This window comes from Gulbenkiania mobilis, from assembly GCA_004346645.1.
In the GTDB taxonomy this organism is placed as follows: domain Bacteria; phylum Pseudomonadota; class Gammaproteobacteria; order Burkholderiales; family Chromobacteriaceae; genus Gulbenkiania; species Gulbenkiania mobilis.
In genome coordinates this window covers 52,286-75,934 of sequence record SMDA01000003.1, presented here as the reverse complement: position 1 = coordinate 75,934, position 23,649 = coordinate 52,286, and the positions used below count along the sequence as shown (strand labels likewise).

Annotated in this window: 26 protein-coding genes; 20 read left to right on the top strand and 6 right to left on the bottom strand. The window is 63.9% G+C overall.

Translation table 11 applies throughout. The features are described 5' to 3' along the window. Nucleotides 1-83 precede the first annotated feature (83 nt). Nucleotides 84-1,355 carry an O-acetylhomoserine aminocarboxypropyltransferase/cysteine synthase family protein gene (locus EV669_RS05290; protein ID WP_132098086.1) on the top strand — a complete coding sequence of 424 codons (1,272 nt, stop codon included), beginning with the start codon at nt 84-86 and terminating at the stop codon, nt 1,353-1,355. Between the two features lie 98 nt (nt 1,356-1,453). Further along, on the top strand, nt 1,454-2,323 hold the full coding sequence (locus EV669_RS05285; protein ID WP_132098085.1) for a Rossmann-like and DUF2520 domain-containing protein: 870 nt from the start codon (nt 1,454-1,456) through the stop codon (nt 2,321-2,323). Here EV669_RS05285 and pncB read toward each other — a convergent pair. From pncB to EV669_RS05270, 3 genes are all read right to left on the bottom strand, one after another. After that, nucleotides 2,320-3,522, bottom strand: a complete 1,203-nt coding sequence (gene pncB / locus EV669_RS05280; protein WP_132098084.1) for a nicotinate phosphoribosyltransferase — start codon at nt 3,520-3,522, stop codon at nt 2,320-2,322. The genes EV669_RS05285 and pncB overlap by 4 nt on opposite strands. Before the next feature lie 92 nt (nt 3,523-3,614). Next, nucleotides 3,615-4,319, bottom strand: coding sequence for an SAM-dependent methyltransferase (locus EV669_RS05275; protein ID WP_054284694.1), 705 nt, complete (start codon nt 4,317-4,319; stop codon nt 3,615-3,617). Continuing rightward, nucleotides 4,319-4,897 (bottom strand): Maf family nucleotide pyrophosphatase, encoded by a 579-nt coding sequence (locus tag EV669_RS05270; RefSeq protein WP_055433072.1) that lies wholly within the window; start codon nt 4,895-4,897, stop codon nt 4,319-4,321. The genes EV669_RS05275 and EV669_RS05270 overlap by 1 nt, the downstream gene beginning before the upstream one ends. A gap of 59 nt (nt 4,898-4,956) precedes the next feature. Here EV669_RS05270 and EV669_RS05265 point away from each other — a divergent pair, with 59 nt between their 5' ends. The 10 genes from EV669_RS05265 (at nt 4,957) to pabC (ending at nt 13,703) form a co-directional block, all read left to right on the top strand. After that, complete coding sequence (locus EV669_RS05265) at nt 4,957-5,460, top strand: YceD family protein (RefSeq protein WP_132098083.1); 504 nt, start codon at nt 4,957-4,959, stop codon at nt 5,458-5,460. A gap of 38 nt (nt 5,461-5,498) precedes the next feature. Further along, on the top strand, nt 5,499-5,678 hold the full coding sequence (rpmF, locus tag EV669_RS05260; protein ID WP_054284697.1) for a 50S ribosomal protein L32: 180 nt from the start codon (nt 5,499-5,501) through the stop codon (nt 5,676-5,678). A gap of 49 nt (nt 5,679-5,727) precedes the next feature. Continuing rightward, nucleotides 5,728-6,768, top strand: a complete 1,041-nt coding sequence (gene plsX, locus EV669_RS05255; RefSeq protein ID WP_132098082.1) for a phosphate acyltransferase PlsX — start codon at nt 5,728-5,730, stop codon at nt 6,766-6,768. A 6-nt stretch (nt 6,769-6,774) separates the two neighbouring features. Continuing rightward, nucleotides 6,775-7,734 carry a beta-ketoacyl-ACP synthase III gene (locus EV669_RS05250; RefSeq protein WP_055433071.1) on the top strand — a complete coding sequence of 320 codons (960 nt, stop codon included), beginning with the start codon at nt 6,775-6,777 and terminating at the stop codon, nt 7,732-7,734. Between the two features lie 99 nt (nt 7,735-7,833). After that, nucleotides 7,834-8,763: an ACP S-malonyltransferase gene (gene fabD / locus EV669_RS05245; RefSeq protein WP_132098081.1), complete on the top strand. Its 930-nt coding sequence runs from the start codon at nt 7,834-7,836 to the stop codon at nt 8,761-8,763. A 62-nt stretch (nt 8,764-8,825) separates the two neighbouring features. Next, nucleotides 8,826-9,563 carry a 3-oxoacyl-ACP reductase FabG gene (gene fabG, locus EV669_RS05240; RefSeq protein WP_132098080.1) on the top strand — a complete coding sequence of 246 codons (738 nt, stop codon included), beginning with the start codon at nt 8,826-8,828 and terminating at the stop codon, nt 9,561-9,563. A 97-nt stretch (nt 9,564-9,660) separates the two neighbouring features. Continuing rightward, nucleotides 9,661-9,900 carry an acyl carrier protein gene (gene acpP, locus EV669_RS05235; protein ID WP_054284702.1) on the top strand — a complete coding sequence of 80 codons (240 nt, stop codon included), beginning with the start codon at nt 9,661-9,663 and terminating at the stop codon, nt 9,898-9,900. 203 nt (nt 9,901-10,103) lie between these two features. Further along, nucleotides 10,104-11,345, top strand: a complete 1,242-nt coding sequence (gene fabF, locus EV669_RS05230; RefSeq protein WP_132098079.1) for a beta-ketoacyl-ACP synthase II — start codon at nt 10,104-10,106, stop codon at nt 11,343-11,345. Between the two features lie 114 nt (nt 11,346-11,459). Next, entirely contained in the window at nt 11,460-12,752 is a 1,293-nt protein-coding gene (locus EV669_RS05225) for an aminodeoxychorismate synthase component I (protein WP_132098078.1), read from the top strand. Between the two features lie 141 nt (nt 12,753-12,893). Then, entirely contained in the window at nt 12,894-13,703 is an 810-nt protein-coding gene (pabC, locus tag EV669_RS05220) for an aminodeoxychorismate lyase (RefSeq protein WP_055433069.1), read from the top strand. Nucleotides 13,704-13,780: 77 nt separating this feature from the next. On the opposite strand, the gene EV669_RS05215 is transcribed toward pabC, so the two are convergent. Further along, nucleotides 13,781-14,068 (bottom strand): DUF4936 family protein, encoded by a 288-nt coding sequence (locus EV669_RS05215; RefSeq protein ID WP_055433068.1) that lies wholly within the window; start codon nt 14,066-14,068, stop codon nt 13,781-13,783. A gap of 101 nt (nt 14,069-14,169) precedes the next feature. On the opposite strand from EV669_RS05215, the gene EV669_RS05210 reads away from it, so the two are divergent. Further along, a complete protein-coding gene (locus tag EV669_RS05210) occupies nt 14,170-15,054 on the top strand; it encodes a prephenate dehydrogenase (RefSeq protein WP_055433067.1) in 885 nt (294 codons plus the stop codon). On the opposite strand, the gene EV669_RS05205 is transcribed toward EV669_RS05210, so the two are convergent. Together EV669_RS05205 and aroA are read right to left on the bottom strand one after the other, a co-directional pair. Next, on the bottom strand, nt 15,038-15,493 hold the full coding sequence (locus EV669_RS05205) for a nucleoside triphosphate pyrophosphohydrolase family protein (protein ID WP_132098077.1): 456 nt from the start codon (nt 15,491-15,493) through the stop codon (nt 15,038-15,040). The two genes, EV669_RS05210 and EV669_RS05205, sit on opposite strands and share 17 nt — an antisense overlap. 131 nt (nt 15,494-15,624) lie before the next feature. Further along, nucleotides 15,625-16,920: a 3-phosphoshikimate 1-carboxyvinyltransferase gene (aroA, locus tag EV669_RS05200; RefSeq protein ID WP_132098076.1), complete on the bottom strand. Its 1,296-nt coding sequence runs from the start codon at nt 16,918-16,920 to the stop codon at nt 15,625-15,627. Between the two features lie 191 nt (nt 16,921-17,111). Between aroA and cmk the strand changes: the two genes are divergently transcribed. The 7 genes from cmk (at nt 17,112) to EV669_RS05165 (ending at nt 23,648) form a co-directional block, all read left to right on the top strand. After that, nucleotides 17,112-17,789 carry a (d)CMP kinase gene (gene cmk, locus EV669_RS05195; protein ID WP_132098075.1) on the top strand — a complete coding sequence of 226 codons (678 nt, stop codon included), beginning with the start codon at nt 17,112-17,114 and terminating at the stop codon, nt 17,787-17,789. An 82-nt stretch (nt 17,790-17,871) separates the two neighbouring features. Then, nucleotides 17,872-19,566 carry a 30S ribosomal protein S1 gene (gene rpsA / locus EV669_RS05190; RefSeq protein ID WP_132098074.1) on the top strand — a complete coding sequence of 565 codons (1,695 nt, stop codon included), beginning with the start codon at nt 17,872-17,874 and terminating at the stop codon, nt 19,564-19,566. An 8-nt stretch (nt 19,567-19,574) separates the two neighbouring features. Next, entirely contained in the window at nt 19,575-19,889 is a 315-nt protein-coding gene (locus EV669_RS05185) for an integration host factor subunit beta (protein ID WP_054284711.1), read from the top strand. A gap of 163 nt (nt 19,890-20,052) precedes the next feature. Then, nucleotides 20,053-20,343 (top strand): LapA family protein, encoded by a 291-nt coding sequence (locus EV669_RS05180; protein WP_132098073.1) that lies wholly within the window; start codon nt 20,053-20,055, stop codon nt 20,341-20,343. Between the two features lie 55 nt (nt 20,344-20,398). Beyond that, the gene (gene lapB, locus EV669_RS05175; protein WP_132098072.1) at nt 20,399-21,559 is read left to right on the top strand and encodes a lipopolysaccharide assembly protein LapB; all 1,161 of its coding nucleotides are present in this window, start codon (nt 20,399-20,401) and stop codon (nt 21,557-21,559) included. Between the two features lie 26 nt (nt 21,560-21,585). Beyond that, the gene (pyrF, locus tag EV669_RS05170; RefSeq protein WP_055433062.1) at nt 21,586-22,332 is read left to right on the top strand and encodes an orotidine-5'-phosphate decarboxylase; all 747 of its coding nucleotides are present in this window, start codon (nt 21,586-21,588) and stop codon (nt 22,330-22,332) included. Next, the gene (locus EV669_RS05165) at nt 22,329-23,648 is read left to right on the top strand and encodes a UDP-glucose dehydrogenase family protein (RefSeq protein ID WP_132098071.1); all 1,320 of its coding nucleotides are present in this window, start codon (nt 22,329-22,331) and stop codon (nt 23,646-23,648) included. The genes pyrF and EV669_RS05165 overlap by 4 nt, the downstream gene beginning before the upstream one ends. Nucleotide 23,649 lies beyond the last annotated feature (1 nt).

Genomic DNA, 23,649 nt, shown 5'->3' with positions numbered 1-23,649 from the left:
ATGAACTGCGCAGATTTTATTTCTTGGCAGAAAAATGACGATTCGCTAAGGTAAGGGTTCGCCAATCCTACGGAGCCGGAACGATGAGACTGGAAACCCTTGCCGTGCATGGCGGCTATAGCCCCGACCCGACCACCAAGGCCGTGGCCGTGCCGCTGTACCAGACCACCAGCTACGCCTTCGACAGCACCCAGCACGGGGCCGACCTGTTCGATCTGAAGGTGCAGGGCAACATCTACACCCGCATCATGAACCCCACCACCGACGTGCTCGAAAAGCGGGTCGCTGCATTGGAGGGCGGGGTGGGAGCGTTGGCGTTGGCATCAGGCATGGCCGCCATCACGTATGCGATCCAGACCATCGCCGAGGCCGGCGACAATATCATTGCCACCAGTACCCTGTACGGGGGGACCTACAACCTGTTCGCCCATACCTTTCCTCAGTTGGGCATCGAGGTGCGCTTTGTCGACTACCGGGACCCGGCAGCCATCGCCCGGCTGGTGGATGCCCGTACCAAGGCGGTGTTCTGCGAGTCGATCGGCAACCCGCTGGGCAATGTGGTGGATTTTGCCGCGTTTGCCGAAGAGGCACACCGGCACGGTTTGCCACTGATCGTGGACAACACCGTGCCCTCGCCCTACCTCTGCCGTCCCTTCGAACACGGGGCCGACATCGTGGTGCACAGCCTTACCAAATACATGGGTGGCCATGGCACCAGCATCGGCGGCATCCTTGTGGATTCGGGGCGGTTCCCTTGGGCGGAGCACAAGGAGCGCTTCCGCCGGCTGAACGAACCGGACGTTTCCTATCACGGCGTGGTGTACACGGAGGCACTGGGGGCGGCGGCCTACATCGGCCGGGCACGCGTGGTGCCGCTACGCAACATGGGCGCCGCCATTTCGCCGTTCAACGCCTTCCAGATCCTGCAGGGCATCGAGACGCTGGCATTGCGCATGGACCGCATCTGCGACAACACCCTGCAGGTGGCGCGTCATCTGAGCGGACACGCGAAGGTGGAGTGGGTGGAGTATGCCGCGCTCGAAGGGCATGCCAGCAAGCCATTGGTGGATCGCTACATGGGCGGCCGCGCATCGGGCATCCTTTCCTTCGGCATCAAGGGCGGCATTGAGGCCGGCGGCCGCTTCATCGACGCCTTGGGGCTCGTCACCCGCCTCGTCAACATCGGGGATGCCAAGTCGCTGGCTTGCCATCCGGCGTCCACCACGCATCGCCAGCTTTCGCCCGAAGAGCAGCTCAAGGCTGGTGTGCGTCCGGAAATGGTGCGCCTGTCCATCGGCATCGAGCACGTGGACGACATTCTGGCCGACATCGAGCAAGCCCTCTTGGCGGCCTGACCCATACGCAAGAGCAGTCAGGCGCCCTCGGGCGCCTTTTTGCTGAGCGGCAGTCGAGGCATACTGGCAAGCCCGGATCAGCAAGGAGGAAGCAGGGCATGAGCACTCTGGCCATCGTAGGGGGCGGTCGTCTCGGCCAGACCTTCGGCCGTCTGGCGCATGTGGCAGGCTGGCAGGTGGAGGCTGTGGTCAACCGTGATGCGGACCATGCCCGGGCCGCCGCCGATTTCTGCAGTGCCCGACAGGCGCTGACCGACGTGGCCGCGCTGCCTGCGGTGTCGCTGCTGCTTCTTGCGGTGCCCGATACAGCCATTGCCGACGTTGCGGCGCGGTTGGCCGAAGCCGGGGGGGTGGCTTCCGGTACAGTGGTCTTTCATGCGAGCGGCGCGCTGGACGCGACAGTGCTGGGTGCCCTGAAGTGTCGCACTCCCCATCTTGCCAGTCTGCATCCGGCTTATGCTTTCGCCGACCCGGTCCAGGCCTCCGCGCACTTTGCCGGTACCCTGTGCGCGCTGGAAGGCGAGGCGATGGCCTGCACCACGCTGGAGGGATTCTGCCGTGACTTGGGCGGGGTGCCGTTCGCGCTTGCGCCCGGCAGCAAGGCGGCCTATCACGCGGCCCTGTCGGTGGCGTCCAACTTCCTGGTCACCCTGCGGTACTGGGCCACTGCGCTCGCCGGGCGCGCCGGGGTGCAGCCAGGGTTGGCCGAAGCCCTGGTCGGCACGCTGATGCGGCAGACACTGGCCAATACCGACGCCTTGGGCACGGCTGCGGCCCTGACCGGGCCCATTGTGCGGGGCGATGCGTCGACAGTCTCCCGGCATCTGGAAGTGTTGCAAGGCGATGAAGCTGCGGCCTATCGTGCGCTGGGGGCGCTAACGGTGGACTTGGCGGGCGCGCGACTGGACGGTGCCACCCGCACCGCACTCCTCGAGGCGCTGTACCCTCGCAAGTCGGGCCCGTACTAGCTGGCGATGCCGAAGACCTGGCGCAGGTAGGCCAGGAAGGTAGCATCGGTGCACATCGTCTTGCCCGGGCTGTCGGAGAGTTTGGCCACCGGCTGCCCGTTGCAGTGAGTGAGCTTGAGTACAATCTGCAGCGGCGACACGCCCATGTCGTTGGTCAGGTTGGTGCCGATGCCGAAGCTGGTCTGGATGTGCGGGTCGAAATGGCGGTACAGCGCCAGGATACGCTCCACGTCCAACCCGTCGCTGAAGGTCAGCATCTTGCTGGCCGGGTCGATGCGCAGGGCCTGATAGTGGCGGATGGCCTGCTCCCCCCAAGCGTACGGGTCCCCGCTGTCATGCCGCAACCCATCAAAGAGCTTGGCAAAGTAGAGGTCGAAGTCGGCCAGAAAAGCGGCCATGCCCACCACGTCTGTCAGGGCAATGCCCAGGTCGCCCCGGTATTCCTGCACCCAGGTCTCCAGCGCCGCTTTCTGGAAGTCACGCAGCCGCACGCCGAGCGCCTGGAAGGCTTGCAGGAATTCGTGCGCCATGGTGCCAATCGGCGTCATGCCCAGTTGCCAGGCCAGATAGACGTTGCTGGTGCCTCTGAACACTGTCGGCAGTGCCGCGTGCACCTGTTCCACCGCATGGCGCTGCCAGTTACGCGAGAAGCGGCGGCGGGTGCCGAAATCGGCAATCAGCAGCGGAAAGCGGCAGCGTGCCGCCTCCTCACTGGCACAGAACGCTGCCAGCCGGGCGATCTTCCCGTCCAGCCGGCGTTGTCCTTCCGCCCGGCGCTCCTCGGTGTCGCACGGCTGGAAGTAAAGCTCGTTGACGATAGCCAGCACGAAGATCTCAAAGAACATCGCCTGCACCATCGGCCCCTTGATGCGGATGGTCAGCATGTCACCCGTGGTGCTCACCTCGATGAAGCGGCGCTGCAGGTGGAAGAGCTCCAGATAGTCGACGAAGTCGCTCTTGATGAAGCGCAGGTTGCGCAGGTAGGCCAGCTCTTCCTGGGTGAAGCGCAGGGTACACAGCGCATCCAGCTGGGCTTCCACCTCGGTACGCAGAGCAGACAGCGGCCGCTCGGGCACGTTGCGGCAACGGAACTCGTATTCTCCGTGTGCACCCGGAAAGTGGTGCAGCACCACCTGCAGCATGGTGAACTTGTAGAGGTCGGTGTCCAGAAGGGACGTGATCAGCGGCGAAAAGGACATGACAGACTCGTAAACAGACCGGGCCGGCCATCATGCGCTGCCGGTCGCCCGCCAGCAAGCACACCCGGCCGGGGGCCGGGCTTCGGCCAACCTTAGGCAGCGTGCACCACGAAGATCGCCGGACGCTTGTGCAGGTTCGGCGCGCACTGCGGCCAGTCGGCTACACGCCGGCTGATGACGGTCTCTTCCGGTAGCGTCAGGTCAACGGCCACTGCCAGCCGCGTGGCGGGCGCGAGCGTCTCGCGTAGCTGCTGCAGCAGGGCATGGTTGCGGTAGGGCGTCTCGATGAATACTTGGGTTTCGTTGGCCGAACGAGAGCGCGCCTCCAGTTCGCGGATGGCCCGGCTGCGTTCGGCCGCGTCCACCGGCAGGTAGCCTAGAAAGGCAAAGCGCTGGCCGTTGGCCCCGGCCGCCATCAGGGCCAGCAGGATGGACGACGGGCCGATCAGCGGCACCACGCGGATGCCGTGCTCGTGCGCCAAGGCGACGAGCTGGGCGCCCGGGTCGGCGACCGCCGGGCACCCGGCCTCGGAGATCAGGCCCACGTCGTGCCCCGCGTGCAGGGGCGCGAGCAGCGCGGTCACTTCGGTGGCCCGGGTGTGCTCGTTCAGCGGCAGAAGCGTCAGCTCGCGGATCGGCGTAGTCACGCCCAGCGCCTTCAGGTGGCGGCGGGCCGTCTTTTCCGCTTCCACCACGAAATGTGTGATGTGCGTCACGCGCTGACGCTCCGGCTCCGGTAACCACGGGCGGGTCTCGTCCCCCAGCGGGGCGGGGATCAGGAACAGGGTGCCGGGCATCAAAGTACCTCTACACCTTCGTTCTGCAGCATCGTCACCAAGCGGAACAGTGGCACGCCGATCAGCGAATTGGGGTCATCGGACTCTACCCGCTCAAGCAGAGCGCCGCCCAGCATCTCGCTCTTGGCGCTGCCCGCGCAATGCAGCGCATCCGGCTCGCGCGTCAGGTAGCTGCGGATCTGTGCGTCGCTCAGGGTGCGCAGCGTGACCCGGGTGAGGCCCACATCTTCCTGCAGCCGGCCGGTGTGGCTGTTGTAAAGTGCGAGGGCCGAGTGGAACACGACCGTGCGGCCGCTCATCCAGCGTAGCATCTCCACCCCTTTGTCGAAGGTGTGCGGCTTGCCGATCTGCTGTCCGTCCAGTAGGGCCACCTGATCGCCCCCGATGATCAGCGCATCCGGATGGGTCGTCGCCAGCGACATGGCCTTGGTCCGCGCGAGGCGAACGGCCGTCTCCAAGGCGCTTTCGCCCGGCAGGGGGGTCTCGTCACAGACCGGCGCACTGGCGGTGAGCGGCAGTCCGAGGCGTTCGATGATTTCGCGCCGATAGCGCGAGGTGGAGGCAAGCACGAGCTGCATAACGGTAATGACTGATTCTTTTGACAAAGAGAAGCGGCGAATTATATCATGCGAGGTTTATGTCTAACCCGATTTTGATCGATCCGGTCGCCTATGCGCGTGCCGGACAGTGCCGAGAAGGCCGGCTTGCCATCGCCGAGCTCGATCCGCGCGTTCACGAAGTGCTGGCCAACCGCCAGGGCAACGTGTCTTGGCGGGTCGAAGGCTTTGTCGACCGGCTGCGTCGTCCCTCGCTCAGGCTGGTGCTCGACACCACCGTGAACGTGACGTGCCAGCGTTGCCTCGAACCGATGACCCCGCTGCTTCAAGGTGACTCGGTCGTCACGCTGTTTTTCAGCGCCGAGGCCCTGGAAGCCGCCACGGAAACGGATGAAACGCTTGATGCGATTCTGGCCGAGCCCGAGCTTGACGTGAAAGCGCTGATCGAAGACGAAATCATCATGGGTTTGCCGCTGTCTCCGCGTCACGAAACGTGTGACAACGCAGCGCTGGCCCGGGCAAAGGCAGACAAGCCCAACCCGTTCGCGGTGCTGGCCCAGCTGAAAAGCGGCAAGACCGAGTAAACGTTTTTAGTTTTAGCTGAATTTCTTAGGAGTCGACCATGGCTGTTCAACAGAACAAAAAATCCCCCTCCAAGCGCGGCATGCATCGTGCACACGATTTCCTGACCGCTCCGGCCCTTGCCAAAGAGCCGACTACCGGCGAGGTTCACCTGCGTCACCACATCAGCCCGAACGGTTTCTACCGCGGCCGCAAAGTGGTCAAGGCCAAAGGCGAATAATCCTTCCTCCCCTGCATAACAACAGGTAGGTCCACTACCGTACACGTTGATGACTATCACCGTCGCGGTCGATGCAATGGGCGGTGACGTTGGCCTCAAGGTCACCGTCCCAGCATCTGTCCGATTCCTGCAAGACCATCCCGCTGCCAGACTGATCCTCGTGGGCGACACCGCTGCCATTGAAGCAGAGCTGTCGGACCCCCACGTCCAGGCTGTGCGCGACCGCATCCACATTCACCACGCCTCCGAAGTTGTCGGCATGGACGAATCGCCCCAGCTTGTTCTCAAGAACAAGAAGGACTCGTCGATGCGCGTGGCGATCAACCTCGTGAAGGCAGGCGAGGCGCAGGCCGCCGTGTCCGCTGGCAATACCGGCGCGCTGATGGCCACTGCCCGCTTCGTGCTCAAGACCCTGCCGGGCATCGACCGTCCTGCCATCGCCAAGATGCTGCCCTCGCTGCGGGGCACCACCTGCATGCTCGACCTGGGCGCCAACGTGGACTGTACCCCCGAACAGCTGCTGCAGTTCGGCATCATGGGTGCCGAACTGGTGGCCAGCGTCACGCAGAAGCCCAATCCGTCGGTGGGTCTGCTGAATATCGGCTCCGAAGACATCAAGGGCAACGAGACCGTCAAGCAGGCAGCCGAGCTTCTGCGCGAGAGCGAACTGAACTTCTATGGGAACGTCGAAGGCAACGATGTCTACAAGGGTACCGTAGACGTCGTTGTCTGCGACGGCTTCACCGGCAATGTGGCGCTCAAATCGGCTGAGGGGCTGGCGCACATGATTGCCGACATCCTGCGCGAAGAATTCACCCGCACCTGGTGGACCAGGCTGTGTGCCCTGGCTGCCATGCCCGTGCTTAACCATTTCCGCAAGCGGGTGGATACCCGCCGCTACAATGGCGCCAGTCTGCTCGGGTTGCGTGGCATCGTGGTCAAGAGCCACGGGGGAACCGACGCGCTGGGATTCCGTTACGCGCTGGAACAGGCTTGCGAGGAAGCCCGTGCCAACGTGATTGGCCACATCGCCGACCGGGTTGCCCACCAACTAAACACTATCCGGCAATCCGAGGCAGCACCGGACTGACACGTCATGGTCTACTCCCGCATTCTCGGCACTGGCAGCTACCTGCCTTCCAACGTGCTCACGAATGCGATGCTGGCCGAGCGCGTGGATACCAGCGACGAATGGATCGTTTCGCGCACCGGTATCCGCGCCCGCCACATCGCCCACGAACATGAAAAGACCAGCGATCTTGCGCTCATGGCTGCCCGGGCAGCCATCGACGACGCCGGCATCGCGCCCTCCGAGATCGATCTGATCATCGTCGCCACCACCACGCCCGACATGGTGTTCCCGAGCACGGCCTGCCTGCTGCAGGAGAAGCTCGGGCTTCCTGGCATTCCAGCCTTCGATGTGCAGGCCGTCTGCGCCGGCTTCATGTATGCCCTGACTACCGCCGACTGCTACATCCGTGGCGGCATGGCACGCAAGGTCCTGGTCGTCGGCGCCGAGCTGATGAGCCGCATCCTGGACTGGGAAGACCGCCGCACCTGCGTGCTGTTCGGCGATGGGGCTGGCGCGGTGGTGCTGGGCGCCTCCGACACGCCGGGCATCCTGCATGCCAAGCTCGCTGCGGACGGGCGCTACAAGGACATCCTAAACACCCCCGCGCAGATCGCCGGTGGCAAGATCCAGGGTATGCCCTATCTCAATATGGATGGCCCGGCGGTGTTCAAGTTCGCAGTCAAGGCGTTGGCCGACATCGCCGAGAAAACCTTGGCCGAAGCGGGTATTGCGCAAAGCAGCGTGGACTGGCTCGTGCCGCACCAAGCCAACCTGCGCATCATCGAATCGACTGCCAAGCACCTGGGACTGCCGATGGAGCGGGTGATCGTTACCCTGCCCGAGCAGGGCAACACCTCTGCCGCCTCCATCCCGCTGGCCTTGGACGCCGCAGTGCGGGACGGGCGTATCCGTCGCGGGCAGACACTGCTGCTTGAGGGTATCGGTGGCGGCTTCGCTTGGGGTGCTGTCGTACTCGTCTTCTGACCGGGCAGCCGCCGGCCTCAAACGCGCGTTTGCGCGTCGGGCTTTGCAAGCGGCCGCTTTCCCGTCATCATTCGTGCCGCTTTAACAGGAGGCTGAAATATGTCGTTTGCTTTCGTCTTTCCCGGTCAGGGGTCGCAGAGTCTCGGAATGATGGATGGCTTTGCCGGGCTGACCGCGGTGAAGCAAACCTTTGACGAGGCGTCTGCCGTGCTGGGTGACGACCTGTGGGCCATGCTGTCGGCTGAGAGCGCCGATGCCATCAATGCCACCGTGAATACCCAGCCGCTGATGCTGACCGCAGGTGTGGCCGTATGGCGTGCCTGGCTGGAGTTGGGGGGCGCGCGTCCGTCCGTGTTGGCTGGCCACAGCCTCGGCGAGTACAGCGCGCTAGTCGCTGCCGGGGTGCTGGACTTTGCCGATGCGGTGCGTCTGGTCCGCCTGCGCGCCCAGGCGATGCAGGAGGCCGTTCCGGCTGGGGAGGGCGCCATGGCCGCCATTCTCAACCTGGCGGATGACGACATCCGCGCTGCGTGTGCCGAAGCAGCCCAAGGCGAGGTGGTGGAGCCCGTCAACTTCAACTCCCCGGGTCAGGTGGTGATTGCCGGGACCAAGGCTGCCGTCGAGCGTGCCATGGAAGCCTGCAAGGCGCGTGGCGCCAAGCGTGCGTTGGCCTTGCCGGTGTCGGTCCCCTCCCACTGTGCCCTGATGAAGCCGGCCGCAGCCCGCCTGGAAGCGGCGCTGGTCGATGTGGCGCTGGCGCAGCCGGCTATTCCGGTGCTGCACAATGCCGATGTGGCCGCCTACGACACACCCGATCGCATCCGGGACGCGCTGGTACGCCAGCTTTACAGTCCGGTGCGCTGGACAGAAACCGTTCAGGCGATGTCGGCCGATGGTATCCGCCTGATGGCGGAGTGCGGCCCCGGCAAGGTGCTGGCTGGCTTGGCCAAGCGTATCGACGGCGAGATCAAATGCCATGCCCTGACCGATGCCGCCGCACTGGACGCGGCACGCGCCGAACTGGTGTAAGCCACAGGATGACAGGGTTGGCCGAAAGAAGCGGCCAGCCGCATGAACAGGAGCAGGATTCGATGTCTTTGCAAGGCAAAGTGGCACTGGTTACCGGTGCATCGCGTGGTATCGGCGCGGCAATTGCCGATCACTTGGCAGCCGAGGGCGCCATTGTCATCGGTACCGCCACCAGCGAGGCCGGTGCGGCCACGATTGGTGACCGTCTCGCTGCCCAAGGTGGCGCCGGCCGTGTGCTGGACGTGGGCCAGGAGGGGGCCATTGAGGCGCTTGTGGATGAGGTGGAGAAGGCATTCGGCCCGGTGGCCATCCTCGTCAACAATGCGGGTATTACCCGTGATGGACTGCTGATGCGTATGAAGGATGAGGACTGGGATGCCATCATGGACACCAATCTCAAGTCGGTGTTCAAGGCCAGCAAGGCGGTGCTGCGGGGCATGATGAAAGCCCGCTGGGGCCGCATTATCAACATCGCCTCGGTCGTGGGTGCCATGGGCAACGCCGGGCAGGCCAACTATGCCGCCGCAAAGGCAGGTATCATGGGTTTTACCAAGTCGATGGCCCGCGAGGTGGGAAGCCGTAACATTACGGTGAACTGCGTGGCGCCCGGCTTCATCGATACCGACATGACGCGTGCGTTGCCCGAGGCGCAGCGTGAGGCGCTGGTACAACAGATCGCACTTGGCCGTCTGGGCGAGGCGAAGGACATTGCCGATGCAGTGGGCTTCCTGGCATCGGATCGCGCAGCCTACATCACCGGCCAGACCCTGCACGTCAACGGTGGCATGTTGATGCCCTGACACGGACGTGCAGGATTTAGGTAGGCCACTCTAAAAATTTTTTGTAGAATACCGGGGTTTTGTTATCCCGAAACAGAAAGGTAAAGGGTTAATACAAATGGAAAACATCGAACAGCGCGTCAAGAAGATCGTTGCCGAGCAACTGGGCGTGAACGAAGCCGAAGTGAAGAACGAGTCTTCGTTCGTGGACGATCTGGGCGCTGACTCGCTCGACACCGTTGAACTGGTGATGGCACTGGAAGAAGAGTTCGAGTGCGAGATTCCGGACGAGGAAGCCGAAAAGATCACCACCGTTCAGCAAGCGATCGACTACGTATCGGCCCACCTGAACAAGTAATACCGTTTTTTTCGGACAGCAGGACCTCTGCCGGGTTAGCGTAGGCTGCCAGCAGAGGTCTTTTTGCTGAACAGGGTTCTAAACGGGCGTTTGGTCCGGCCCGTGCCGTTTCCCGGCCATCCGGCCGGGTTGCCAACGGTGCGGCCCGCCCGTCCCACTAGAACATCGGGAGGCTGCCTCCCGCTGCTCACGGAGATTTCCGCGTGTCCAGACGCAGAGTTGTTGTAACCGGCCTTGGGCATGTCGCCCCGGTCGGCAATGATGTCGCAACCGGTTGGGCCAACATCGTGGCCGGCAAAAGCGGGATCGGCACGATCACCCGATTCGACGCCAGCGACCTGGCTTGCCAGATCGCCGGGGAAGTGCGCGATTTCGACATCACGCAATACATTTCGGCCAAGGATGCCCGTCGGATGGACCTGTTCATCCATTACGGCATCGCTGCGGCCCTGCAGGCTGTGGCCGATGCCGGCCTGGACGACATTCCCGGGCTCGACAAGACCCGCGTGGGCGTCAACATCGGCTCGGGCATCGGTGGCCTGCCGCTGATCGAGGAGACCGGCGTCGAACTGCAGAACGGTGGTCCGCGCAAGATCGGCCCGTTCTTCATCCCCGGCTCGCTGATCAACCTGATCGCGGGCCACGTCACCATCCTCAAGGGGTACCAGGGACCGTCGTACGGCATCGTTTCGGCGTGCACGACCGGTGCGCACTGCATTGGTGATGCGGCACGCCTGATCCAATACGGAGACGCTGACATCATGGTGGCCGGTGGTTCCGAGGGGGCGATCGCCCGCCTGGGCATCGGTGGCTTTGCCGCCATGAAGGCGCTTTCCACCCGCAATGACGATCCTGCCACCTCTTCCCGTCCGTGGGACAAGGGACGCGACGGCTTCGTCATGGGCGAAGGTGCCGGCGTGGTGGTGCTGGAAGACTACGAGCATGCCAAGGCGCGCGGTGCGCGTATCTATGCCGAGCTGATCGGTTTTGGTATGAGCTCTGACGCACACCACATCACGGCGCCCAATGCGGATGGCCCGGCGCGCGGCGTGAAAAATGCCCTGCGCGATGCTGGCATCAATCCGGACGAGGTGCAGTACGTCAATGCGCACGGTACCTCCACGCCGCTGGGCGATGCGAACGAGACCGAGGCACTGAAGATGGCTTTCGGCGCCCATGCCTCCAAGCTGGCCATCAGCTCCACCAAGTCGATGACCGGCCACCTGCTGGGGGGCGCGGGTGGTGTGGAGGCGGTGTATTCCATACTGGCCGTGCACAATCAAGTGGCACCGCCGACCATCAACCTCTTCGAGCAGGATGTGGAAGGCGGTTGCGACCTCGACTATGTGCCGAACACCGCACGCGAGATGCCCATCAACGTGGCCATCTCCAACTCGTTCGGCTTTGGTGGCACCAACGGCACGCTCGTCTTTCGCCGCATCTGAGGCCACTGGCCAGGCAGGCCTGGTCGCTGGTTGACACCCCGAACCGCTGCGATACACTCGCGGCGGTTTTTCTTTATGCGCACCCCACGGGTGCCGCCTCGCTACAGGACCGGCATGCACACCGAACAACTGGCTACCGTACCCGACCTTCTGGCGCTGCATGCAGCCCACCGTGATCGTCTGCCCTTTCTGCTGATGTCCTCGGGAGAGCAGGGCTGGGACATGCTGTTTTCCGCCAGCGACCTGCAGCTTTACCACGACGGGGAGGGCGCACGGTTCATCGACGCGCTGCGTGCGCTGCCGCTGCAGCCGGAGCCGCCGCCGCAAGGACTGCCTTTCGGCGGCGGCTGGTTCGTGTATCTGGGTTACGATCTGCTCAGCGAATTCGAACCGACCGTGGCGCCTGCGGTGCCCGACAGCTTTCCGCTGGCCGCACTGGCGCGTGTGCCCGCGGCCTTTCTTGTGGACCGCGCGCGCCAGCAGGCCTGGCTTGTGGCCGAGACCACCACGGCGGCCCAGTCACTGCGTGCATTGCTCTTGTCCACACCTACACTGGTGCCCCGTCCGGTGGTGCTGGAGCGCTTGGACGAAGATGCGCCGGCCCAATACACCGACGCGGTGGTGCGCATCAAGCGCTACATCCGCGAAGGGGATGTGTTTCAGGTGAACATTTCGCGCGGCTGGCAGGCTACCTTGGCCGAAGACGTGCAGCCTGCCGACCTGTTTGCAGCCTTGCGCCGCGCTAATCCGGCACCTTTCTCTGCACTGGCGGACTTTGGCCATGCCCAGATCGTCAGCTCCTCGCCTGAGCGGCTGGTACGGGTGCGGGACGGCTGGGCGGAAACGCGCCCGATCGCTGGTACCCATCCGCGTTCGAGCGATGCGGCCGAGGATGCAGCCCTCAAGGCCCGGTTGATCGGCAGCCTCAAGGAGCGGGCCGAGCATGTGATGCTGATCGATCTGGAGCGCAACGATCTGGGGCGGATCAGCCAGCCGGGCACGGTGGAGGTCAACGAGCTGATGGCGGTGGCGAGCTATGCGTATGTCCACCACATCGAATCAAACGTGCGTGGCCGCCTGCAGCCGGGTGTGGCCCCGGTGGATGTGGTCCGGGCACTGTTTCCGGGGGGGACGATCACCGGCTGCCCCAAGGTGAGGACGATGCAGATCATCCGCGAACTGGAACCTTCGGCACGACGTGCGTATACCGGCAGCCTAGGCTACATCAACCGCGACGGAACCATGGACTTGAACATCCTCATCCGCACCTTTATGCAACAGGGCCAGCAGCTGCGTTTCCGGGCAGGCGGGGGGATTGTGGCCGATTCCGACCCACAACGCGAACTTGAGGAAACACGGCACAAGGCTCGAGGACTGTTGCGGGCCCTGGGGGTGACGGGCGCCTGACAGGGTTGGCCGAACGGGGGCGGCCTTCCCCGGCAGAGGAGGAGGATGCCGTCGCAGCGCAAACCGGCCTGCACCTGAGTAGGCTGGCTTTGGGTGCTTTTTTAGTGATCCAACACGCTCGACTCACCAAGGAGTACTGACATGCTGATCAACGGCCAGCCTGGGACGCTGCTTTCCGCTCAGGACCGCGGGCTTGCCTACGGCGACGGGATTTACCGGACGCTGGAGGTGAAGGCCGGGCATCCCCTGTTGTGGCGCTGGCACTGGCAGCGTCTTGCGGCAGACTGCTTGGCGCTGAGACTGCCCTGCCCGGAAGAGGCGCTGCTTCTGCAGGAGATCGGGCAGGTGTGCGCCGATTTGCCCAGGGCGGTTGTCAAGGTGATGCTCACCCGTGGTGAGGGGCCGCGCGGCTATGCGATGCCCGAGGTGATGCATCCCACTCGCATCGTGAGTGCTGCTCCCTGGGGGGGCTATCCGCCCGAGCGGGCGGAGGAGGGCGTGTGCGTGCGGTGGTGCCTCACCCCGCTCGCCATCCAGCCCCGCTTGGCGGGCATCAAGCATCTCAACCGTCTGGAAAACGTTCTGGCGCGCAGCGAGTGGAGCGATCCGGGGGTGGCCGAAGGACTGATGTGCGATACCGAGGGCAGCGTGGTGGAAGGTACTATGACCAACCTGTTCATGGTTCGATCCGGCGTCCTCATCACGCCCGTGCTGGACCGCTGCGGCGTTTCCGGCGCCCTGCGCGCCTGGCTAATGGAGGCGGCCGCCTCCCTCGGGCTGTCGGTGCGGGAGATCCGCCTCAGTCGAGAATGCCTACTGCAGGCGGACGAGGTCTTCATCGGCAACAGCCTGGCAGGGCTCTGGCCGGTGACCAGGCTTGATGAGCGGGCCTGGCCTGTGGGCGCGCTGACGCGGCGGCTGCAAGCGTGCCTGGCCTTGGAGCGGGGCTAAGACGTATACAGGCTGCCGGACGCGCGTTCAGGTGCAGGTTACGGCAGGCTCCACCCGTGCCCGCTCGTGCCAGCCTGCTAGAGGGGCTGAAACCATTCCTCATGCCGGATGAGGCCGAACCGGTCAAGGCCGTAGCGGCTGCGTGCTTCGGCCAAGACGCTACGGAACTGCTCCGCATCGACAATACCTTCGTATATTTCCATCCAGGTCAGCGCATCGTCGCGCCGCCGCAGCAGCGCCTGGCGCGTGCAGGTTGCGGACCCCGCAAGATCTTCCTGCATGGCCACCGTCAGGTCGGCCAGCGAGCCGATCAGGGCCGGCTCGGTCTCGTCGAGCTTGAAATACACATACAGCGTCAGGGGCATGGCTCACCCTTTCGGGCCGCAGCGGTGCGGCAGTGCAAAATGGCGTTATGATAGCCCTTCCAGTCAACGGATGAAGAACTCTCGCAGCGAAGGGGAAAAGGGTGCAGGAAAGCATCGGGACCTTGGTGGTGGCCGGCGTCGGGCTGATCGGCGGATCGTTTGCGCTGGGACTCAAGCGAGCCGGCCGGGTGGGCCACGTGATCGGGGTCGGACGGTCGCCGGAAAACCTGCGCCGGGCGCTGGAACTGGGCGTGGTGGATGAGGTGGCCCAGGACATCGCCGCTGTGGCCGGCCGTGCCGATCTGGTGCTCCTGGCCACGCCCGTGGGGCAGATGGGGGCGCTAATGCAGGCGCTGTCCACCACGCTGGCCCCGCACGCCATCGTCACCGATGCCGGCAGCACCAAGGGCGATGTGGTTGCCCTGATGCGCGCTCATCTGGCCCCCCATCTGGCGCGCTGCGTGCCCGCTCACCCAATTGCCGGGTCGGATCTCTCCGGCGCTACGGCCGCGCAGTACGGCCTCTACGAGAACCGCAAGGTGGTACTGACACCGTTGGCCGAAACTGACTCCGACGCCTGCAATACGGTTGGTGCACTCTGGCAGGCATGCGGTGCGCGCATCGAACGGCTGGCCCCACTCGAGCATGACGCCATCTTCGCCGCGGTCAGCCATCTGCCCCACCTGCTCGCCTTCGCCTACGTGGACATGATCGCCCGCAAGCCCAATGCCGCGCGCTGTTTCGATTTCGCCGCCACGGGCTTTCGCGATTTCACCCGCATTGCCGGCAGCCATCCCGAGATGTGGCGCGACATCGCGCTGGCCAACCGCGAGGCACTTCTGGATGAACTGGCCACCTATCGCGCAACGCTTGAGCAGCTTGAAGCGGCCGTCAGCACGGGCGACAGTGCACGGCTGACCGAAACTTTCGACACCGCGCGAGCCGCACGGGTGGCTTGGAACCAGCGCTTTATGCGTCAGGGCTAGCCGGCGTGGCGTCACCCGGCGCGTGCATCTGCCGTGCTCGCCGTATCACGCCCAGCTTGTCGGCTGCTTGCCACCCTTCCGGCTTCAGTATCTTGCCATCAGGGCGGCGTATCACTTGGCCGTTTACCCGCTTGCGCAGGTTGGCGGCATGGATCTCGGCGAACATTTCTTCCACCGGCAGACCTTGGGAGAGCAACAGGCTGCTGATCACGTTGAGCAGATCCACTCCTTCCGCCGTCAGCTCGGCCATCGCCACCTCCCGCTCTGCGCCCGGACGGCTCGTCCGGTAAGCCGCCAAGGCTTCCTGAAACTCCTGCCACTCCTCATGCAGCATGGTTTCCCACAGGGCGAGTGCGGCAGGGGCATGGCTGGGTTCGAGTGGCACCTCCAGCCCGAAGCGTTGCATGAACTGGCGGCGGTCGGCAAAAACGGTGGACATGGAGAGCAATTTCGGTTTCAAAACGCTATATATTGTGTTTTATTGCTTTTTAATTATCAATATATAGGTGGTAAGAAAGAGTGGCGCACGAAAAAGCGCCCTTTGGGGCGCTTTTCTCGGGGTAATGTGTCTCAGGCCGGCTGGCGCAGCGTTTCGAACACACGGAAGTAATCGGGGAAGGTCTTTGCCACACAGCCCGGATCGTTGATCCTTACCGGAACACCCATCAGCGCCACCAGCGAAAAACACATCGCCATACGGTGGTCGTCATAGGTGTCGATGCAGGCATCGGGCGTCAGGCGGGCGGGCGGAATGATGGTCAGGCTGTCGCGCCCCTCGGTCACGCTGGCCCCGAGCTTGCGCAATTCGGTGGCCATGGCGGCGAGCCGGTCGGTTTCCTTTACCCGCCAGCTCTCTACGTTGCGGATCACGGTGGTGCCTTCTGCGGCCAGCGCCGTTACAGCTATCGTCATCGCCGCGTCGGGAATATGGTTGAGATCCGCATCCAGCGCCTGCAGGCGGCCCGACGCCGGCCCGCGCACCTCAATCCAGTTGTCGCCCATTTCCACCTGTGCCCCCATCGCCTGTAGGACTTCGGTAAAGCGCACGTCCCCCTGGATACTGCTTCGGCCAACCCCCGTGACCCGCACCGGCCCGCCGCTGATGGCTCCGGCGGCCAGGAAGTAGGAGGCGCTGGAGGCATCGCCCTCCACGGTGATCTCGCCCGGCGAAAGATAGCCTTGTCCACCAGGCACTACGAAGCGTGACCAGCCATGGCGCTCCACCTCCACCCCGAAGCGCGCCATCAGGTTGAGCGTGATCTCAATGTAAGGCTTGGAGATCAGTTCCCCCTCCACCTCAATGGTGACTGTCTCACCCGTCAGTGGCAGGGCCATCAGCAAGGCGGTCAGGAACTGGCTCGACACATTGCCCTTCACCGGAATCGGTCGCCCGGTGTCCAGCGTGGCAGGGCCAATGGCCAGGGGGGGGAAGCCCGGGTGCTCCAGATAGGCGATATCCGCTCCGGCCACGCGCAGCGCGTCTACCAGATCACCAATCGGACGCTCGTGCATACGTGGCACCCCCGAGAGCCGGTACTGCCCCTGCATCAGCGCCAGGGCGGCCGTCAGCGGCCTGAAGGCAGTGCCGGCATTGCCAAGGAAGAGGTCGGCGCTCTTGACCGGAAACGCACCGCCCGTGCCTTCGACGCGAAAGTCGTTGCCACCGGCGGGCTCCACCTTCACGCCCAGCAGGCCCAGGGCATTGAGCATGTGGCGGATGTCGTCCGAATCCAGCAGGTCACGCACCAGCGTCACACCACCGGAGAGGGCGGCCAGCAGCAGGGTTCGGTTGGAGATGCTTTTGGAGCCGGGCAGTGCCACCGTACCGGCGGCCCGGGCGATTGGGGAAAGCGACAAGTGTTCCATGAGTTTCCGTTGCGTCTTGCAGGCTGTCTCGTTATCGCGGTGCCTCACCGCCTTGTGTCCTGCACTCTACCGCCCGGCGGCAGCGGTGCGCAAATCCCGGCAGCGGCGGTTTTTACCGACACATTTCCAAGCTGCGCTAAAATGGCCGCTTTGTCCGCCGGCAGCGTCCGGCTATTCGGAACCCAGCATTCATGACCGCCTCCCTCCCTCCCGTCATCGCCATCGACGGCCCCTCCGCGTCCGGAAAGGGTACCGTGGCCGCCCGTGTGGCCGAACGACTCGGCTTTCATTACCTGGACTCCGGGTCGCTTTACCGCCTGCTTGCCCTGCATGCCAAGCAGCGCGGGATTGACTGGAGCGATGAGCCCGGCCTGGCCGCCGCGGCCGCCGCCTTACCCGTGGACTTTTCCTGCGGCGGCATGCGGCTGGACGGAATCGAGGCCGGCAACATCATCCGTAGCGAGGAGATCGGCATCGGCGCTTCGCGCGTCGGGGCCCTGCCCGCCGTCCGGGAAGCTCTGCTGGCGCGGCAACGCGCCTTCCGCTGTTTGCCTGGCCTGGTGACCGACGGGCGCGACATGGGCTCGGTGGTGTTTCCCGATGCCACGCTCAAGGTCTATCTGACCGCCAGCGCGGAGTGCAGGGCTGAAAGGCGACATAAGCAGTTGATCGAAAAAGGAGAATCTGCTAACCTCCCGCAGATTCTGCACGACATCGTCGAGCGGGACGCGCGTGACGCGGCCCGACCGGTGGCGCCGTTGCGACAAGAGCCGGATGCCCTGCTGCTCGATACCACAGCCCTTGCCATCGACCAGGCGGTCGACCAGGTGCTGGGCTGGTTCGCGGCACGACAGGTCTCCGGCCAATGATTTTCCGGTGCCGGCGGGTGTCCGTCGGCCAATTTCAACCTCAACCCCGCAAGCCGCAAGGCCTGCACCGAGAGTAAGCTTGATGACTACCCTCTCCATGGAAAACTTTGCCCAGCTGTTCGAAGAGAGCCTGACCCGTCAGGACATGCGCGTGGGCGAAGTGATCACGGCCGAAGTCGTTGCCGTTGATTCCAACTTTGTAACCGTTAACGCCGGCCTGAAGTCGGAGTCGCTGATCAGCGTTGACGAATTCAAGAACGATCAGGGCGAAGTGGAAGTGGCCGTTGGCGACTTCGTCACCGTCGCGATCGACGCGCTGGAAAACGGTTTCGGCGAAACCAAGCTGTCCCGCGAGAAAGCCAAGCGCCTGGCCGCCTGGGTGGAGCTGGAAGAAGCCCTGGAAACCGGCAAGATCCTGTCCGGCCTGATCAGCGGCAAGGTCAAGGGTGGTCTGACCGTCATGGTCAACGGCATCCGCGCCTTCCTGCCGGGCTCCCTGGTGGACGTGCGTCCGGTGAAGGACACCACGCCGTACGAAGGCAAGCAGATCGAGTTCAAGGTGATCAAGCTCGACCGCAAGCGCAACAACGTGGTCGTTTCCCGCCGTGCAGTTCTGGAAGAGACCCTGGGCGAAGAGCGCAAGGCTCTGCTCGAAACCCTCAAAGAGGGTGCCGTGGTCAAGGGCATCGTCAAGAACATCACCGACTACGGTGCGTTCGTTGACCTGGGCGGTATTGATGGCCTGCTGCACATCACCGACCTGGCATGGCGCCGCGTGAAGCACCCGTCCGAAGTTCTGGCCGTTGGCGACGAGGTGGAAGCCAAGGTCCTCAAGTTCGACCAAGAGAAGAACCGCGTATCCCTGGGCCTGAAGCAGCTGGGCGAAGATCCGTGGGTGGGCCTGTCGCGTCGTTACCCGTCGGGCACCCGCCTGTTCGGCAAGGTGACCAACCTGACCGACTACGGTGCGTTCGTCGAGATCGAACAGGGTATCGAAGGCCTGGTGCACGTGTCCGAGATGGACTGGACCAACAAGAACGTACACCCGTCCAAGGTGGTGCAGGTTGGCGACGAAGTCGAAGTGATGATCCTCGAGATCGACGAAGACCGCCGTCGTATCAGCCTGGGTATGAAGCAGTGCATGGCCAACCCGTGGGACGAGTTTGCCGAAAACTTCAAGAAAGGCGACAAGCTCAAGGGCGCGATCAAGTCGATCACCGACTTTGGCGTGTTCGTGGGTCTGCCCGGCGGCATCGATGGTCTGGTTCACCTGTCCGACCTGTCGTGGACCGAAGCCGGCGAAGAAGCCGTACGCAAGTTCAAGAAGGGTGACGAGGTTGAAGCCGTCGTTCTGTCGATCGACGTCGAGAAAGAGCGTATCTCCCTGGGCATCAAGCAGCTCGAAGGTGATCCGTTCAACAACTTCGTAGCCATGCACGACAAAGGCTCGATGGTGAAAGGCACTGTCAAGACCATCGACGCCAAGGGTGCAGTGATCCAGCTGGAAGCCGACGTTGAAGGCTACCTGCGTGCATCGGAAGTGTCGCGTGACCGTGTTGAAGACATCCGCACGCACCTGAAGGAAGGTGACGAAGTGGAGGCGATGATCATTGCCGTGGATCGCAAGTCCCGCAATATCAGCCTGTCGATCAAGGCCAAGGACGTTCAGGAAGAAAGCCACGCCCTCAAGGGTCTGCAATCCGAAAACGTTACCGCCGGCACGACCAACCTCGGCGCCCTGCTGAAGGCCAAGCTTTCGGGCAATAACGCCGAGTAACGCGTGACATGACCAAGTCTGAGCTGATTGCGAGGCTGGCAGAACGACTTGCCGAGCGCAATTCTCAGTTGGTCAACAAGGACGCTGAGCTGGCCGTCAAGACCATCCTGGATGCGATGGCCAGCAGTCTGGCAAAGGGACAGCGGATCGAAATTCGCGGCTTCGGTAGCTTCGACCTGAACTACCGGCCGCCGCGAGTCGGCCGCAACCCCAAGTCGGGCAGCAGCGTCTCGGTTCCTGAGAAGTATGTGCCTCACTTCAAGGCCGGCAAGGAGTTGCGCGAGCGGGTGGACCTGTCCCTCTCTCTGCGTGACGAAGGCTGAGCCTGACCGACCGTCTGCCGGTCAAGACACGAAGCGCCGTCCCTGACGGCGCTTTTTCTTTTGTCGCCGGGCGTGCTGAAGCGCGGAATCGGGCGCCCTGCTTGGGTTGGCTTCATCAATCGTTTACACTTCGGTCTCTGCCACCACGTCGTGAGAGAGGACCATGCGCTATCTGCTGCGGATCATCGAACTGGCCCTGCTGCTGCTGCTGATTGCAGTCACGGTGCAGAACAGCCACAGCGTCGACTTCAAGCTGTTCTTCGGTCATGTGTGGAGTGCACCGCTGATCGTCTTCCTGCTGGTGTTCTTCGCCGTCGGGGTGGCCGTGGGTCTCCTGGCCACGTTTTCCTATTACCTACGCATGCGGCGCGAGCTTTCGCAACTCAAGAAGGAGTTGCGCAACCGTCCGCAAAGCCAGACGATCGTCGATCCTAGCGACGCGATCGCCGGCTGAGCCTGTCCTGATCTGCCGGGTGCGCCCGGCGCGAGCCTGAACAAAAGGAAGTTTGTTGGAACTGGATCTCTGGTGGCTGTTGCTGTTTCCGGCCTTCTTTGCGCTGGGGTGGTTTGCCGCGCGCGTGGACATGCGCACCGTACTCAAACAGGCGCGCGCCGTACCCGCCGGCTTTTTCCGTGGACTGGATGCCTTGGTGGAGGATCGTACCGGCGAGGCTGCCCAGGCCTTGGCCGAAGTGGCCCAGCAGCAGCCGGGCACGGTGGACCTGCAGCTCACGCTGGGAAAGCTGTACCGCCGCAGAGGCGAAAACGACCGCGCCATCCGCCTGCATCAGGCGCTGCTGGACTGGCCGGACCTGCCGGCAGCACAGCGCGATGCCGTGCGCTTCGAACTGGCACAGGACTTTTCCAAGGCGGGCCTGGTAGACCGGGCGGAGGAAATCCTGTCCCGTCTGGTGGACGGCAACATGGCGCTGGCTGCACGTCAGCAACTGCTGGACATCTATCAGCAGGACCGTGACTGGCTAAAGGCGATCACGGTGGCGCGGGCCCTGCGCAGCGATGTGCACACTTTCCATCATGAGGTTGCGCAATTCTACTGCGAGCTGGCCCAAGGCGAGCTTTACCGCTCCAACTATGCCCAGACCCGGACCTACCTTGCCGAGGCCTTTTCGGCCAACCGCAAGTGCGTACGCGCAAGCCTGCTGCAGGGAGATCTGGAACTGGCCGAGGGCAATGTCGAGGCGGCCATCGCTGCCTGGCAGGGCATCGAGAAACAAAATTTCGAATACCTTTCCATGGCGGCGGAGCGACTCTTCGACGCCTACGAGCAGCAGGGCCGGCCGATGGAAGGCATCGCGCTGCTGCGAGGCTACCTGCGCACCTTCCCGCAACTGGAGCTGACCGACCTGCTGTACCAGAAAGTGGCCACCTACGAGGGCGAACCCAAGGCCCTGGAAGTGCTGCGAGAAGCCGTGCATGCCCGTCCGAGCCTGGCTGGCGTCTATCGCTTGATCGAAGCGCAGATGGTGGAGCTTTCGCCGGAAAGCCGGCTGGATGCCGAAGTGGCGCGTGGCGTGGTGATGAAGCATGCCCAGCGCCTGACGGTACATCGATGCAAGCGCTGCAACTTCCGCTCGCGCGCCTTCTTCTGGCACTGCCCCGCCTGTGGCGAGTGGGAAAGCTTCACGCCCAATCGCTCTGAACTGAACTGATAACCCAAGAACTGCACGCTAGACTTATGAATCCTCTGGTAGCCACCGGTGCCGAGCTTGCACCGGTTTCGCCCGTCATCGTGGCGCTCGATTTTGCCCAAGCGCAGGACGCGCTCGCCTTCGCCGCCCGGCTGGACCCTGCGGCCTGCCGGGTCAAGGTCGGCAAGGAGCTGTTCACCGCTTCGGGCCGCAGTCTGGTCGAGGCCCTGGTGTCCCGGGGCTTTCAGGTCTTCCTCGATCTCAAATTTCACGACATCCCCAACACCGTCGCCCAAGCCTGCCGGATGGCCGCCGAGGCCGGCGTGTGGATGGTGAACGTACACGCCTCCGGCGGCCGCCGCATGATGGAGGCAGCGCGCGAGGCGCTGGCCCCCCTGAGCCAGCGGCCTCTCCTGATCGCGGTGACAGTGCTCACCAGCATGGAGGCACAGGATTTGGCTGACATCGGCATCAGCGACACTCCGGAGGCACAGGTGCTGCGCCTGGCCCGGCTGGCACAGTCGTCCGGCCTGGATGGCGTGGTCTGCTCCGCCCGTGAGGCCAGCCTGCTCAAGCAGGCGCTCGGCTGCGGTTTTGCTCTGGTGACCCCTGGCATCCGCCTGGCGGACAGTGTGGCTGACGACCAGCGCCGCGTGATGACACCCGTGGCCGCGCTGGAGGCCGGTGCCGACTATCTGGTGATCGGGCGGCCGATCACACGCGCCCCGGATCCGCTGGCCACGCTGCAGACCATCAATCAGGACATTCAACTCTTCCGTCGTACGCAATCATGAAAATTACTGTCATCGGTTCGGGCTATGTCGGCCTTGTGACCGGCACCTGCCTTGCCGAAGTGGGCAATCATGTGATGTGCCTGGATGTAGACCCGGCCAAGATCGCGCTGCTGCGCGCCGGGGGCATCCCCATCTACGAGCCGGGCCTGGAGGACATGGTCCGGCGCAACGTGGCGGCAGGCCGCCTCAGCTTTACCACGGATGTGGCTGAGTCGGTGGCCTTCGGAGAAGTGCAGTTCATCGCCGTGGGCACGCCGCCTGACGAAGACGGTTCGGCCGACCTGCAGTACGTGCTGGCCGCCGCACGCAACATCGGCCGCCACATGCAGGAATACAAGGTGGTGGTAGACAAATCCACAGTTCCCGTGGGCACGGCCGACAAGGTGCGGCAGGCGATTGCCGAGACCTTGGCCGAGCGGGGGGTCGACATCGGCTACAGCGTGGTGTCCAACCCCGAGTTCCTGAAAGAGGGGGCGGCGATCGAGGACTTCATGAAGCCCGATCGCATCGTGGTAGGGGCCGAGGACGACCTGGCCATCGAGCGCATGCGCCGCCTGTATGCCCCGTTCCAGCGCAACCACGAGCGCATCCTGTTTATGGATGTGCGCTCGGCCGAGCTGACCAAGTATGCCGCCAACGCGATGTTGGCCACCCGTATTTCGTTCATGAACGAGCTGGCGAATCTAGCCGAAACCCTAGGTGCCGACATCGAGCTGGTGCGCCAAGGCATTGGGTCCGATCCGCGCATTGGCTACCACTTCCTCTATCCCGGTGCAGGCTATGGCGGCTCGTGCTTTCCCAAGGACGTGAAGGCGCTGATCGCCACCGGTCGCGAGCATGGCCATGCGATGCGCGTGCTGACTGCTGTGGAAGCCGCGAACGACGCGCAGAAGCTGCGCCTAGTGGACAAGATCGTGGCCGAGTATGGAGAAGATCTGTCGGGCAGGCACTTCGCCTTGTGGGGGCTGGCCTTCAAGCCCAACACCGACGACATGCGCGAGGCGCCCAGCCGCGAAGTGGTGCGGGCGCTGGTAAGCCGTGGCGCGACGGTGAGCGCCTACGACCCGGTGGCCGCGGACGAGGCGGCCCGGGTGCTGGACGGCACCGCGGGCCTGACGTTTGCCCAAGACATGATGTCGGCCCTGCAGGATGCCGATGCCCTGTTGATCGTCACCGAGTGGAAGATGTTCCGTGCGCCCGACTTTGAGGCACTGCGTGCAGCGCTGAAGGCGCCGGTGATCTTCGACGGGCGCAACATGTACGATCCGGCCTGGGTGCGCGGGCTAGGATTTGTCTACCATGCGATCGGACGGTAAG

Bases quoted from the DNA above. Each gene is read 5' to 3' on its own strand.
- EV669_RS05290 (WP_132098086.1), top strand. From the start codon at position 84: ATGAGACTGGAAACCCTTGCCGTGCATGGCGGCTATAGCCCCGACCCG.
- EV669_RS05285 (WP_132098085.1), top strand. From the start codon at position 1,454: ATGAGCACTCTGGCCATCGTAGGGGGCGGTCGTCTCGGCCAGACCTTC.
- pncB (WP_132098084.1), bottom strand. From the start codon at position 3,522: ATGTCCTTTTCGCCGCTGATCACGTCCCTTCTGGACACCGACCTCTAC.
- EV669_RS05275 (WP_054284694.1), bottom strand. From the start codon at position 4,319: ATGCCCGGCACCCTGTTCCTGATCCCCGCCCCGCTGGGGGACGAGACC.
- EV669_RS05270 (WP_055433072.1), bottom strand. From the start codon at position 4,897: ATGCAGCTCGTGCTTGCCTCCACCTCGCGCTATCGGCGCGAAATCATC.
- EV669_RS05265 (WP_132098083.1), top strand. From the start codon at position 4,957: ATGTCTAACCCGATTTTGATCGATCCGGTCGCCTATGCGCGTGCCGGA.
- rpmF (WP_054284697.1), top strand. From the start codon at position 5,499: ATGGCTGTTCAACAGAACAAAAAATCCCCCTCCAAGCGCGGCATGCAT.
- plsX (WP_132098082.1), top strand. From the start codon at position 5,728: ATGACTATCACCGTCGCGGTCGATGCAATGGGCGGTGACGTTGGCCTC.
- EV669_RS05250 (WP_055433071.1), top strand. From the start codon at position 6,775: ATGGTCTACTCCCGCATTCTCGGCACTGGCAGCTACCTGCCTTCCAAC.
- fabD (WP_132098081.1), top strand. From the start codon at position 7,834: ATGTCGTTTGCTTTCGTCTTTCCCGGTCAGGGGTCGCAGAGTCTCGGA.
- fabG (WP_132098080.1), top strand. From the start codon at position 8,826: ATGTCTTTGCAAGGCAAAGTGGCACTGGTTACCGGTGCATCGCGTGGT.
- acpP (WP_054284702.1), top strand. From the start codon at position 9,661: ATGGAAAACATCGAACAGCGCGTCAAGAAGATCGTTGCCGAGCAACTG.
- EV669_RS05225 (WP_132098078.1), top strand. From the start codon at position 11,460: ATGCACACCGAACAACTGGCTACCGTACCCGACCTTCTGGCGCTGCAT.
- pabC (WP_055433069.1), top strand. From the start codon at position 12,894: ATGCTGATCAACGGCCAGCCTGGGACGCTGCTTTCCGCTCAGGACCGC.
- EV669_RS05215 (WP_055433068.1), bottom strand. From the start codon at position 14,068: ATGCCCCTGACGCTGTATGTGTATTTCAAGCTCGACGAGACCGAGCCG.
- EV669_RS05205 (WP_132098077.1), bottom strand. From the start codon at position 15,493: ATGTCCACCGTTTTTGCCGACCGCCGCCAGTTCATGCAACGCTTCGGG.
- aroA (WP_132098076.1), bottom strand. From the start codon at position 16,920: ATGGAACACTTGTCGCTTTCCCCAATCGCCCGGGCCGCCGGTACGGTG.
- cmk (WP_132098075.1), top strand. From the start codon at position 17,112: ATGACCGCCTCCCTCCCTCCCGTCATCGCCATCGACGGCCCCTCCGCG.
- rpsA (WP_132098074.1), top strand. From the start codon at position 17,872: ATGACTACCCTCTCCATGGAAAACTTTGCCCAGCTGTTCGAAGAGAGC.
- EV669_RS05185 (WP_054284711.1), top strand. From the start codon at position 19,575: ATGACCAAGTCTGAGCTGATTGCGAGGCTGGCAGAACGACTTGCCGAG.
- EV669_RS05180 (WP_132098073.1), top strand. From the start codon at position 20,053: ATGCGCTATCTGCTGCGGATCATCGAACTGGCCCTGCTGCTGCTGCTG.
- pyrF (WP_055433062.1), top strand. From the start codon at position 21,586: ATGAATCCTCTGGTAGCCACCGGTGCCGAGCTTGCACCGGTTTCGCCC.
- EV669_RS05165 (WP_132098071.1), top strand. From the start codon at position 22,329: ATGAAAATTACTGTCATCGGTTCGGGCTATGTCGGCCTTGTGACCGGC.